The following is a 12,024-nucleotide window of genomic DNA, read 5'->3' as shown; positions in this document are numbered from 1 at the left end:
CAGCACATTCTTAGGTGCTGTCCAACTCGTCGCTGCGTTCATAACCCTCAAATGACGACACGCCCTAGGAAGTGAGAGACATAGACGCGCTATCGCTCTGCTGCTGCGCGGACCTGATGAAGTCGAGGAAAGCGCGCAGCGGGGGCGGCACGAGGCGGCGGCCAGAATAGTACAGGAACGGCCCGGGAAAAGAGGACCACCACTCGGGGAGAACCGGGACGAGGCGGTCGGCCTCGATATGCGGCTGCAGCCATTCCTCGAACAGTCCGATGATGCCGACACCGGCGACTGCCATGTCCACCGCGAGGTCCATCGCGCCCCGGACGCTGGCGGTGAGTGGCCCCTGCGGCTCAATACGGATCGTCTCGTCGCCGCGTTCGAGCTCCCACGGGCTGAACAGCGACCCGTTGTCGAACCGCCCGCGCAGGCATCGGTGTTGCAGCAGGTCCCGCGGATGCTCTGGATTGCCCGCCGCTGCGAGGTAGGCGGGTGCCGCCGCCATCGCGAACCGCTGGACCCGAGGTCCGATCGGCACTGCGATCATGTCCTGCTCCAGCTTCTCTTCGTAGCGGATTCCGGCATCGGCCCCCGCTGCAAGTACGTCTACGATTGTATCTTCGGCGACGACCTCCACCTGGATTTCGGGATAGAGTGCCAAAAACTGCGGAAGAAGTGTCGGAAGCACCAGGCGCGCGACACCGACCGGCATATTGAGCCGGAGCGTGCCCGCTGGCGTGTCGCGCAGGTCATTGAGGCTGGCAAGTGCCGCATCCATTTCCGTGAGGAGTGGAGCCAGTCGCTCGACAAGCCGCCCGCCGGCTTCGGTCGGGGAGACGCTGCGCGTCGTGCGGTGAAGCAGGCGCACGCCCAGCCGGTCCTCCAGCCGCCGGACAGTTTCACTGAGCGTCGTCGGGCTGACGCCGAGCGAACGCCCGGCCTCGCGAAAACCACGCGCCCTTGCGACAGCGACGAAGGCGGTCAGGTCGTCGATGTTAGCAGCCATGTCCAGTTATCCGTACAGCCTGTTGCGATAATGCAGGATTATCGTCGTGATCCGCAAGGGGTACAAGATGGGCATCAGCCAACTTTTAACCGAGCTGAGCTCTGAAAGGAAAATAACATGACCCAGATAACGCAAGCTGCAGCAGCACAACCGACCCGCGCGGACCTTGTCGCTGGTCTAGTCTCCGCCATGGTCAACCCGGCGCGCTCGCCGATCATCCGCTCGCCAGCGGATGATGGCATCGCCTTCGATGACGTCTTCTTTCCCGCGATGGACGGCGTGACGATCAAAGGCTGGTTCATTCCCGGCGACAGCGATCGCCTGATCATCGCCAACCACCCAATCTGGGCCAACCGCTACGGCTTCCCCGGCCACCTGAAGCCCTACGGCGACGCCTGGGAAGCGAGCGGCAACAACATCGAAGTCAACTTCATGCCTGATTACAAGCACCTGCACGAAGCCGGCTACAACATTCTCGCCTACGACCTGCGCAACTTTGGCCAGAGTGCTGCCGGCAGTGGCGGTGTGATCGGCAATGGCATTCGCGAGTATCGCGACGTGATCGGCTCCCTGCGCTATGTCCGCTCGCGGCCGGATCTCCGGAACATGAAGATCGGCCTGCTCAGCCGCTGCTGCGGCATGAACGCGACCATGGTCGCCATATCCAAGCACCGCGAGGAGTTCGACGGTGTCAGAGCGATCGTCGCACCGCAGCCGATCTCGCTCAGCGCCTTCTATCGGACGATCCTTAGCCACATGGGCATGTCGGACGCGCTGCCCGAAGTGGCCGACGCACTGCGCCGCGCGACCAGTATGGAGCTGAAGGACATGGACATGCCGCCCTATGCGACGGCGGTGGATATTCCGACGCTGCTCCTGCAGGTGCGCGACGACACGCTGACCACGCCCGCCGACGTGCAGGCGATCTTCGACGCGATGCCAACCGACCAGAAGGATCTCATCTGGATCGAGGGCACCAACCGGCGCTTCGACGGCTATAACTATCTGCCCAACAATCCCAAGCCGATGCTGGAATGGTTCGAGCGGTTTGTCGGCTAGCCGCGAAGGTTTCGCCACACCCTGCCGAGATCACCAGAGCATAATTATGAGGGCTTGCTGCGGCACGCCCTTATAATTTTCGTTTGAAGCGAGCCTGGCATTCCTTCCATGGAGAGCGATCAGCCGTGACCAGCAGTTTCCAGGGTAATCTCGCTAACTTCGCGTGGATGAAGAGAGAGGTATTCGCGTCCCTTCAAGGCGCTGAGCGAGGACGCAGGAACCAGTCAAAGTGTTTTGCTATCAACGGACTCACAACGAAGACAATGAGACTTACTGTGATCGGCGTTAGGATCAGTGTTCGATGCCACACAGCCCAGCTGCTGGCCAGCGGACTCAATGCGTAGAGCAGGAGTGTCACGATGGGATAAACGAATATAATCATGACCATTGTCATTCTGATTTTGGATGGCCTGACCGGGACGACGACGGGGCCGTCGTATGCCTTCGGACTCTTCGAATCGCAGGTCATAGTCTCAGGCTTGTTCAAATCACCAACCTCTCAGTATTCGGCGCTCGGCCGCTGGCGAAACTTCTTGTACCAGGCGTCAAGGCGCGGATGAGCCGAGCCGAAGGGTTGGTCGAACCTCTCCCGGCATGTTTGAAATATTGAAAATACCGTGCAGTCCGCGATCGTAGGCCTGTCTCCTGCCAGGAACTCGTTATCTCCGATCGTCGCCTCCAAGACATCCAGTATTTCGGTGACGTAGCCGAAGAGCTTGGTAGCGACCTCCAGCGATGGGGATGGCTCCTTGGCAGGAAAGGATTGGGTGACGTTCCACAGCCAAAGCTGAGAGCGGACCACCAGATCGGTGCCCAGGCGCTCGAGCGAGCGTATTCTCGCCCGAGAAAGCGCATCCGTCCCCATCATTGGCATGTCGGGATACAGTTCCTCCAGATACTCGACAATGGCGGCCGAGTCTGTGATCGGCACACCCTCATCAGTGATGAGCGTCGGGGCTCGTCCACTGGGATTGATTGCGAGGTATTCGGGCGACTTGTGCTCTCCTCCCGCGTAATCCAGTTCATATCGCGGAACGTCGACCCCCTTTTCGTTCAGGTAGATGATAACGCGCCGCGGATTCGTCCCCTTTTTAAACTGGTAGAGGAGCATACGATCCAACCTTCCGACTTTGGCATTTCGATCACTGGTCATGTCCCAGAAGGTTATGAACCAATCTATCGTGTTACAATGTGGCTTTTATGCTATTACTAAAGTGATGCTTTGCGAGGTGAGAAGTGGCGTCTGACCGTTTAACGCGCGTGCCGGCCAGACAGGCGCTGTCGGATTTCATCCGCCAATGTCGCGAGCGCACTTCTCCAGAATCGGTTGGCTTGCCGCAGGTGCGCCGCCGTCGAACCAGAGGCCTTCGTCGCGAGGAAGTCGCCACTTTGGCTGGTGTCGGTTTGACGTGGTACACTTGGTTCGAGCAGGGACGCGACATAGCGGTATCGGATGATTTCCTCCATCGATTGGCGCGAGGACTTCGGCTCGACCGAGCCGAACGGGAGCACCTTTTTGCGCTGGCTGGCCGTGAGACGTTTGCGGATGGCGCTGAAAGTGCCGAGCTTCCTCAGTCGCTTGTAAGGATGATCAATGGTCTCGATCAAGCCGCCTACATCATGAACAGCTCTTGGGATGTCCTTGCCCATAACGAGGCGGCCGGTATCCTGTTTGAAGACTTCACATTGCCGCGACCGAATATGCTCCGCATAGTCTTCTTTTCCGACCACTACCGGCAGAAGATTCAAGACTGGCAGTTCGCCGCGAGGCTTGTCCTGCTCAAGGCACGCCATGACTATCTGACGGGCGGGAAGAGCCCGCTTTTGAGGCCCATCCTCGACGAGGTTCTTCAAGCCTTCCCACAAGCAATGGAATGGTGGGATGATCCCGAAGTCCTCCGGATCGGCGATATGGACATTACGCTCCGCGATGCAGAGGGCAGGTGGCGAAGCTATCGCCTCAATATCCTCGTCTCCGAAGACAGGCCCGGACTTCGCATCGCCCTCTACGATGAAGAAATAGGAGCTTAGAGCGAACAACCTTGCGGCGTGGCCGTGGATTTCGACGCCGTCCGCGCCGGCTCTGATCGCTGCTATGGGGTGGGAAGTTGCCAGTTGGCTCTAGCGTGATCCCAGCCGCTGCGCACCAAGGTCGGCGGGCGATCCCCGCTGCAAGTATCTGCGCCACTACACTCGACGAGGCCGCACGAAAAGCCAGTCGGCCGTACCCTCTGGATTTGCTTACCCACAGTCGCTCGCCAACACATTCCAGCTTGCCATTGCGCAGGTGACGATCCCATCAAGTTCAATCTTTCCGGCGCCGTCACGCGCGCTCAGTGACAGACCTCGCAGTACGGTCGCATAGAAGCCGGCAAGAGCAGCTACGTCCGTCCCTGGGTCGACGTCTCCGGCTTCCACTCCAAGACTGATGCGTTCGAAAATGGCCTGCTGCCCAGCCTGCCTTTGCCTGGCGAGATATTCACCGATGTGTGCATTCTCAGGGGTGCAGTTGACCGCACCCAGTACCATGAAGCACCCTTTCGGCCCGTCCTCATGCGCAATGCGGTCTACTGCGCCACGGAGCAGCGCTTCTATCGCTGCTCTGGCGGTTGGATGCGCCCAGAGGACGTCTTTGTCGCCCGCGGCTTCGGAAGAGGCGTAAAGTTCGACCGCCTGGCGGAACAGCGACTCCTTGGAACCGTAAGCCGCATAGAGGCTCGGCGGCTTGATCCCCATCGCCGCAGCTAGATCGGAGATAGACGTCGCCTCATAGCCCCGCTCCCAGAACAGGTACATCGCCCGCATGAGTGCCGCATTGCGATCGAAGCCGCACGGGCGTCCGCGGTTTGCCATGGTTGCCTCCATCTTATTCTGTAGCGATCGTTCATAAATGTGTTGACAGCCTCCCGCAACCCGTCGCAGAATTTTGTATCGATCGGAAGGAAATTGAAAGTAAGAGCGCTGATGATCACCCTTTATGCTGCGGATACCGCGAACTCGTCGAAAATCTTCCTCGCCTTGGAGGAACTGGAGCTGCCATATGTGGCGTTGCCGGTCGATATCATGGCAGGTGGCCAGTTTGAGCCGGCATTCGTTCGACTGAACCCGAATGCCAAGGTGCCTGTCATCGTTGATGATGAAGGGCCGGGTGATCGCACACACACCGCGTTCGAGTCCGGCGCCATCCTGCTCTACCTGGCAGAAAAGACAGGAAAGTTGCTTCCGCAGGACGCTTCTGCGCGTAGCGAAGTCATACAGTGGCTGATGCTCCAGATGAGCGGCCTCGGACCGATGTTCGGCCAGTTCATCCATTTCTCGCGCTTTGCCCCTCCCGGGAACGACTATGCGCTCTCCCGATATCGCACGCAGCTCCTGCGCATCCTGAATGTGTTCGATGGACGGCTGCGTGACAGCGAGTGGCTCGGCGGGCCCGACTACGGCATTGCCGACATAGCCGCCTTTCCTTGGGCCCGGGCGGCTGGCATCTTTCTGGGCGCCAGTGTCGCCGACGACTACGCGAACCTCGTGCGGTGGGTCGAGAGGATTGCAGCCAGACCCGCAGTGGTGCGCGCCGATGCTGCAAAGGCGGCGCTTGCAGCGCAATTGATTTCTCCCGATGACGCGTCGCCAGATGCTGTGGACCGACTTCTAGGACGTGGTGCCTATGCCGGCGGTAGAGGGTGAGCTACTGACGCAGATCAGTCCGATCGCTTTTAGAACTGCTGTCGGCCCGAGCAGACATCGCGGACCCTGCACAGCCCCTGCGAGGTGCCCTAGGCGGTGTGGACAGTTATCTAAGCCACAGGAGGACGATGGATTGATAGAACCCGAGGTCTGAGCTTATAACAGCCGCAGCCGCCGACGTGCGCGAGACGCTGACAATGCTGATGCCGCTCGGCCGCATGGGGCGGGCCGGCGAGGTCGCTTCGGCAGCGCTATTCCTCGCCAGTGAGGAAAGCAGTCTCATCACGAGCGCCGAACGGCCGGTCGATGGCGGCATGGCGCTGGGATTCAGACGGCTACTGGGTGGAGATCAACGATCATCTGAAGCCGAAGAGCGACCAATGGAATTGCGTCCTGTCGTCGACGACTGCACGGTTTCGATTACGATCTCGCGGCCTGCGCATCGTATGACCGCAGAAACCTGATGAAAGCCGTCAATTGCGGTGGAGGGCTACGGCGGCCAGGATAATAGAGCATGTAGCCCTCTTCCTCGGCGGTCCATTCCGGGAACAAGTCGACGAGCTGGCTGGCGGCGAGCCGCGCCTCGACCATGTCTCTGAGGACATAGGCTATGCCGAGCCCGCCTAGCGCGGCTTCAACCATGAGGACCATCCGGTCGAGCGTGAGCTGCCCAGGCACATCCACTTCGAGCTCATCGTCGCCGCGCGAGAACTCCCACATGTACCGGCGTCCGTCGGGCATCCGGATGCGGATGCAGCGGTGAGCCATGAGATCGGTCGGATGCTCGGGGCGGCCGCGTTGCTCGATGTAGGCGGGCGAGGCCACGGCGATCCAGCGGAGGGGCTTGCCGAACCGCACGCCGATCATGTCGCCCGAGACAGTCTTGCTCAACCGGATGCCGGCATCGCATCCCTGCGCGACGACATCGATGAGGCGTTCTTCATGATGAAGTTCGAGCTCGACCAGCGGATGGCGCAGTCCGAACGCCGGGATGATCTCTGGCAGAAGGTAGAACGCTGCTGATAAGGGCGCGTTGATTCGGAGAACTCCCCGAACGTGGTCGTCTCCGCGGATCGGTGCTGCAAGCGCCTCTCCCAGCCCGGAGACGAACGGCTCGATCTTCGCCAGAAAGGCAGCGCCTTCGGGCGTTACCGCAACGCTTCTGGTCGTCCGATTGAAGAGGCGAAATCCAAGACCTTTCTCAAGCGACGTCATTGCGTGGCTGAGGGTCGAGGGTGCGAGATCGAGCCGTTTGGCCGCCTCGCGGAAGCTGCCGGTCTCGGCGATGCAGAGGGCGATGCGGAGGTCTTTCAGGTCGGGTTCGGGCATAGGTGGCCATCTTCGAACAGGGTGTGCACGATTGATGGTATTTTTCTTTCAATGGCGCAAGTCTATTTGTCCGTGGCGGCCCCCAATCGCGGGGGCCCTCAGCAAGAAGGAGCAGACCATGCCAGTCGGTAACGAGCCCAATCTAAGAGCAGACGATCCCACCCTGTCGCAGCGTGCACGCGAGCTTATTCGGATCGGCGAGATCGGAATCGCGCGCGAGAATGCGGCCGAGATGAGCAAATTCTTCCACCCCGATTTCCGGTTCTACGGTCCCGACGGCAGCGCGTTGACCCGCGAAGAGCTTTGGGACTTCTTCGCGGCCTGCCGGGCAGCATTCGATGATTTTGCAGTCACACGGCAGCAGATCTTCGAAGATCGACAATATCTCGGCGCTCGCACGACCTTTTCGGGCATCTTCGCCAGGCCATTCACGGCTTCGCCCATTGGAACGATCCAGCCCAGCGGTAAGCCGATGTTCTTCAACATCAACAACGTCTTCGGCTACGCATCCGACGGGACTCTGATCGAGGAATGGGCGCAATACGACAGTCGCCTATTTCTGGAGCGGCTTGGCGTACGGCTGATTCCGGCCTCGGCCTGACCCTATCCGGAGGCCTTTCCTGCCATCACCTCGAGCCGGCGAGCAATCTGCCGGCTCGAGCGAATGGTGGGATGCGCCCTTGCCTGGAGCGTTCGCTTTTGCCAGCGAAGTGCCTCTACGCTGACGTTCCGCTTACGGCCAACGTCAGCCCAAGGCGGGCACCGATCAAATGCAGGACGCCTCAGTTCACCCGCGCGCGCAGGTATTCCTCTACGTCTGTGACCTTGAGGCCCCTCCGTTCGTTGAAGGTACTCGACTTGTCCCACCACATGCCCTCGCCGAGCGCGAACGCAGCGCGATACCGGGCCATAACATCGCTTGGCGCTGCGGCCAGATCGGCTCGCAACTTGTCCAAGGTCCATTCGGTCTTCTCAAACACGCGGCCGGTGACCCGTTCGACCACTTGCGCCAGTTGGCCGTAGGAGATCGTATCGCCCGCAACATAGACGACCTCGTCGGCGAGCCGCGGTTCAGCCAGCAGGATTTCGGTTGTCAGTTTTCCAACATCCTCGGGCGTCGTCACCGTCACCTTGGTATCCCAGCTGCCGAGCCCATGGACCGTCTGGCGGTCGAGATCGACCACATCGAAGACCGGCTCGAACAGGAAGCTTGTGAACATGCCGGTCGATACGATCACCCATTCGGTGGCCGTTTGAGCGCGGAGCAACTCGCGGACTTCGTATTGCTCGTCGAAGACGGGTTGCCCGCTGCCGTGTCCGATGATGTCGTAATCGACGCCGAACTGCCACGGGAAGTATCGCCTGACGCCCGCCGCCAGCACAGCCCGCGTAATCCTCAACTGCGTCCCCGGACCCGCGACGAAGCCGGTGCAGTTCACCACGGTCCGATAGCGCCTGAACAGGTCGGCCAGCGCATTCTCGTCAGCGCCCAGATCGAAGCCGATGATCTCCACACCGAGCGCATTGAGCTCCGCCAGGTTTGCCGTGTCCTGCTCGGACGGATTATTCACCATCTGGGGGGCCACCAGAACGGTGAGCGGCTCATTCGCCGCCTGAATCCTCGGCGCGAGTGCGCGCAGTACGGCCAAGCCGAGCTGCCCGGCACCGAGCACCAGCATGTCGCTTAAATCGATTTTTCTATTGTCCATTTGTCTTCCCTTTTTGCTTTAGTCTGATCGAACAGCCCGACCAGAATACGGTCTTGGTCCCGTCAGGCGGCCTGATTGATGACGTTGACCTGGCAGAACTCGGCCAGGCCAAGTTCTGTCCACTCGATCCCGATGCCTGACTGCTTCGCTCCGGCGAGCGGCACCTCGGGGCCGAAATTCAGATGCTGGTTCACCCAGACCGTGCCCGATTGCATCCGCTCGGCCAGCGCCTTCGCGCGCGCGGCATCGCCCGACCAGACCGAACCACCCAGACCGAATTCACTGCGGTTCGTCCGGCTCAGCGCATCCTCGCCGTCTGTTACCCTGATGACCGGCAGGATGGGCGAGAACTGTTCCTGCGTGACGAGTTCGCTGGAATCGTCGATATCGCGCACGATGGTCGGATCGACGAAGTATCCCGCTCCTTCGCGCACCGCGCCGCCCGCGATGATGCGGCCGTCCCTGTGCGCAATGTCGAGATAATGTCGCGCCTTCTCGAACTGCTGGCGGTTCTGCAACGGTCCGATACGCGTGGATGGGTTGCTGCCCGGACCGACGATGGCTTCGCGGGCATGGCGTGCAAGTGCCTCGCAGAATTCGTCATAGATCGCATCGGCGACATAGACGCGCTTGATGGCAAGACAAGCCTGACCGGCGTTGAAGAAGGCTGCCGCAAAGATGCGATCAGCGGTCTCCTGGACGTCCACGTCGTCGAGCACGATCGCTGCGTCGTTGCCCCCCAGTTCGAGCGTCAAGCGCTTCAGCGTCGGCGCAGCGCTCGCCATGATCCGCCGCCCGGTAGCCGTGGAACCTGTGAACGTGACCTTGGCTATGTCTGGATGCGAGGTGAGAAGGTCGCCGAGATCATTCTGGTCTGTAATGACATTGAGCACACCAGGCGGCAGAATGCCGGCAGCGATTTCGCCGAGCATAAGCGTAAGGATTGGCGTCGTGGGCGCCGGCTTCATCACCATCGTGTTTCCAGCGAGCAGCGCAGGCGCGATCTTCGCCGCCGGGATCAGCAACGGAAAGTTCCACGGGCTGATCCCTGCCACCACTCCGAGAGGGCGATGACGCAACTCGACCTTACCGCTCGGGACCTGAAAAACCCGGTCGGGCAACTTCAGTCCGGCGAAATAGCGGGTGAAGGCGATGGAATAGGCCACCTCTGCCGCAGCCTCACGGCGGGGCTTTCCCTGTTCAGCCACCATGGTGTTGACGAAATCGTCGAGCCGTTCTTCCATGCCCCCGGCGATCGCCTTCAACATCTCGCCGCGCGCGTCCCATCCAAGCGCGTCCCAGCCCGGCTGGGCCTTCTTAGCGGCTTGAATCGACGCTTCCGCCTGATGCCGAGACGCGCGGGCCACTGTCGCGAACACTTCACCGGTAGCGGGATTGACCACGTCGAGGGTGTGCTCACCAGCAACCAGTTTTCCGTCGATGACCAGCCTTGATCCGAATTTCATTTGTACTACTCCTATTGGAAGGCCACCCTCGGCGCTTCGTCTGGAAGCGGCCCGAGGCCGTGGCTGTTATTGTTGAGACGCAAGCCCGCTTCCGTGCTCGCGGATGATGCGCCAGCCGTCGTCGGATCGACGCCAGACAAGGCTCGAAAGCGTGTGCGCCCGGCCCTCATCGCCCGCAGCGGTCACGAAGGACGTGACGAATTGCACGCTCATGACTGCGAAATCGGAAGCCACCAATGTGCGTGGTTCGCCAACAATGACATTGGTCAGGCGCTTCATTGACGGAATGACCGCGTCCCAGATCGCCGCATATTGGGCGACGTTGGTGTTGACGCGCCGCTCCTTGTCGAAGTCGTCGAAGAATTGCGTGCCATCCGACGACCAGTCGTAGAATCGTTCGAGGCGTCCACGGAAGCTGAATGGCTCCTCGGGGGTATGACGCCAGCCCGTCTCCACCCAATCCCGGACAAGATCAGCCAAAGTGCTGATATCCGAGTCCTGAGTTTCCTTACCGATAGCGTTGTGCTGCATATTTGGTGCTCCTTTACGAGGAGACGGACGATGATCTTTTCCGAACACCACTGCCTCCTGTCCTGGACCATGTAGCGGTAGACGCACTTTGCGATAAGGCAGACAAAACTGATTTGATTGTTCGTTTAAAATGAAGAATGTCGGATCGACGCAGACCCGATACAGCGCTATGCACGCTTCATCTCGGTGATACTGTCTCAACCGAACCTTGGGAGCGAATAATTGGATCGATTTCAGGCCATGGAAACCTTTACGCGCGTGGTTGAGGCAGGGAGCTTCAAACGCGCCGCCGAGACACTCCGCGTGCTGCCCTCTGCGGTGACCAAGACGATCAAGGATCTGGAGGCCCATCTCGGTGTGCAACTGCTGAACAGGACGACCCGGGCGATCAGCATCACCGATGCGGGGCTGCGCTATTACGACAGCTGCAAGGCGATCCTGCGCGACGTGCAGGCAGCAGAAGGAACCGTCGCCGGACAGAGTGGCATGATCCGGGGCGCCATCCGGATCGGCACCACGCCTTCCCTGGCGCGCCACTTCATTATCCCCGCGCTTCCGCGGTTCACCGCCCGGTATCCGGGTATCGACATAGACCTGCACCTGAGCGATGCCGTCGTCGATCTCGTTCAGGAGGGCATCGACTGCGTCATCAGGGCTGGCGAGCCACAGCCGTCGAGCCTCATCGTTCGCAGGCTAGGCAATTTCCATTGGTATGTGTGCGGCTCACCCGACTATCTCGAGCGGCACGGCGAACCTGTCAGCACAGCCGATCTGCGAGGGCACGTGGCAGTGGGCTACGCCGGCAGCCGCACCGGCCGCTCGACGAACTGGACCTTCCGGGAAGGCGAGGAAGTAACCTCTGTCTCCATGAAGCAGCACGTCACCGTCAATGACACCGACGCCTATATCGCTGCTGGCCTGGCCGGGCTCGGACTCATTCGCACTGCCAGCTATACGGTGCACAAGCCTTTGTCCGATGGGCGCCTCATTAGGCTCCTGCCCGATCTCGAGGCCTCGACCGATCCGCTATCGGTGCTCTATCCCCAGAGTCGCCATCTCTCACCCGCCATTCGCGCCTTCATAGACTGGTGCATAGAAATTATCGGCCAAGAGGCGAAGAACTGGTAGGCTTCGGGCGAATAATGCGTTGACGAGCCGAACGATGTCGTGGAGCGTTAGGGCGTGTCGTCATTTGAGGGTTATGAACGCAGCGACGAGTTGGACAGCACCTAAGAATGTGCTG

Annotated in this window: 14 protein-coding genes; 6 read left to right on the top strand and 8 right to left on the bottom strand. The window is 60.4% G+C overall.

Annotated elements, in window-relative coordinates:
- Positions 1-64: 64 nt before the first annotated feature.
- Entirely contained in the window at positions 65-1,003 is a 939-nt protein-coding gene (locus tag IEX53_RS23065; RefSeq protein ID WP_188826520.1) for a LysR family transcriptional regulator, read from the bottom strand.
- Between the two features lie 117 nt (positions 1,004-1,120).
- On the opposite strand from IEX53_RS23065, the gene IEX53_RS24100 reads away from it, so the two are divergent.
- Positions 1,121-2,062 carry an alpha/beta hydrolase family protein gene (locus IEX53_RS24100; RefSeq protein ID WP_236016345.1) on the top strand — a complete coding sequence of 314 codons (942 nt, stop codon included), beginning with the start codon at positions 1,121-1,123 and terminating at the stop codon, positions 2,060-2,062.
- 193 nt (positions 2,063-2,255) lie between these two features.
- Here IEX53_RS24100 and IEX53_RS24470 read toward each other — a convergent pair whose 3' ends face one another.
- Together IEX53_RS24470 and IEX53_RS23055 are read right to left on the bottom strand one after the other, a co-directional pair.
- A complete protein-coding gene (locus IEX53_RS24470) occupies positions 2,256-2,531 on the bottom strand; it encodes a putative antibiotic biosynthesis monooxygenase (protein WP_505816026.1) in 276 nt (91 codons plus the stop codon).
- A gap of 30 nt (positions 2,532-2,561) precedes the next feature.
- A complete protein-coding gene (locus IEX53_RS23055; RefSeq protein ID WP_188826519.1) occupies positions 2,562-3,173 on the bottom strand; it encodes a glutathione S-transferase family protein in 612 nt (203 codons plus the stop codon).
- A 125-nt stretch (positions 3,174-3,298) separates the two neighbouring features.
- Between IEX53_RS23055 and IEX53_RS23050 the strand changes: the two genes are divergently transcribed.
- Positions 3,299-4,093 carry an MmyB family transcriptional regulator gene (locus tag IEX53_RS23050; RefSeq protein ID WP_188826518.1) on the top strand — a complete coding sequence of 265 codons (795 nt, stop codon included), beginning with the start codon at positions 3,299-3,301 and terminating at the stop codon, positions 4,091-4,093.
- Positions 4,094-4,303: 210 nt separating this feature from the next.
- On the opposite strand, the gene IEX53_RS23045 is transcribed toward IEX53_RS23050, so the two are convergent.
- A complete protein-coding gene (locus IEX53_RS23045) occupies positions 4,304-4,915 on the bottom strand; it encodes a TetR/AcrR family transcriptional regulator (RefSeq protein ID WP_188826517.1) in 612 nt (203 codons plus the stop codon).
- A gap of 111 nt (positions 4,916-5,026) precedes the next feature.
- Here IEX53_RS23045 and IEX53_RS23040 point away from each other — a divergent pair, with 111 nt between their 5' ends.
- Together IEX53_RS23040 and IEX53_RS23035 are read left to right on the top strand one after the other, a co-directional pair.
- Entirely contained in the window at positions 5,027-5,746 is a 720-nt protein-coding gene (locus tag IEX53_RS23040; protein WP_188826516.1) for a glutathione S-transferase family protein, read from the top strand.
- A gap of 179 nt (positions 5,747-5,925) precedes the next feature.
- A complete protein-coding gene (locus IEX53_RS23035) occupies positions 5,926-6,210 on the top strand; it encodes an SDR family oxidoreductase (protein ID WP_236016344.1) in 285 nt (94 codons plus the stop codon).
- On the opposite strand, the gene IEX53_RS23030 is transcribed toward IEX53_RS23035, so the two are convergent.
- Positions 6,167-7,075 (bottom strand): LysR substrate-binding domain-containing protein, encoded by a 909-nt coding sequence (locus IEX53_RS23030; protein WP_188826515.1) that lies wholly within the window; start codon positions 7,073-7,075, stop codon positions 6,167-6,169. The genes IEX53_RS23035 and IEX53_RS23030 overlap by 44 nt on opposite strands.
- Before the next feature lie 34 nt (positions 7,076-7,109).
- Here IEX53_RS23030 and IEX53_RS23025 point away from each other — a divergent pair, with 34 nt between their 5' ends.
- On the top strand, positions 7,110-7,676 hold the full coding sequence (locus IEX53_RS23025; RefSeq protein ID WP_188826514.1) for an ester cyclase: 567 nt from the start codon (positions 7,110-7,112) through the stop codon (positions 7,674-7,676).
- A gap of 181 nt (positions 7,677-7,857) precedes the next feature.
- Here the strand turns inward: IEX53_RS23025 and IEX53_RS23020 are convergent, their stop codons facing one another.
- The 3 genes from IEX53_RS23020 to IEX53_RS23010 all read right to left on the bottom strand — a co-directional run bounded on the left by IEX53_RS23020 (position 7,858) and on the right by IEX53_RS23010 (position 10,781).
- On the bottom strand, positions 7,858-8,784 hold the full coding sequence (locus tag IEX53_RS23020; RefSeq protein WP_188826513.1) for an aromatic alcohol reductase: 927 nt from the start codon (positions 8,782-8,784) through the stop codon (positions 7,858-7,860).
- Between the two features lie 62 nt (positions 8,785-8,846).
- On the bottom strand, positions 8,847-10,250 hold the full coding sequence (locus tag IEX53_RS23015) for an aldehyde dehydrogenase family protein (protein ID WP_188826512.1): 1,404 nt from the start codon (positions 10,248-10,250) through the stop codon (positions 8,847-8,849).
- Positions 10,251-10,316: 66 nt separating this feature from the next.
- Positions 10,317-10,781, bottom strand: a complete 465-nt coding sequence (locus tag IEX53_RS23010) for a Cif family virulence factor (protein WP_188826511.1) — start codon at positions 10,779-10,781, stop codon at positions 10,317-10,319.
- Positions 10,782-11,003: 222 nt separating this feature from the next.
- Here IEX53_RS23010 and IEX53_RS23005 point away from each other — a divergent pair, with 222 nt between their 5' ends.
- On the top strand, positions 11,004-11,909 hold the full coding sequence (locus IEX53_RS23005) for a LysR family transcriptional regulator (protein ID WP_188826510.1): 906 nt from the start codon (positions 11,004-11,006) through the stop codon (positions 11,907-11,909).
- The last annotated feature ends 115 nt before the right edge of the window (positions 11,910-12,024 follow it).

Source organism: Paramesorhizobium endophyticum (assembly GCF_014640615.1).
Taxonomy (GTDB): Bacteria; Pseudomonadota; Alphaproteobacteria; order Rhizobiales; family Rhizobiaceae; genus Paramesorhizobium; species Paramesorhizobium endophyticum.
The sequence above is the reverse complement of the archived record's forward strand: the minus strand, read 5'-3'. Positions and strand labels throughout refer to the sequence as shown.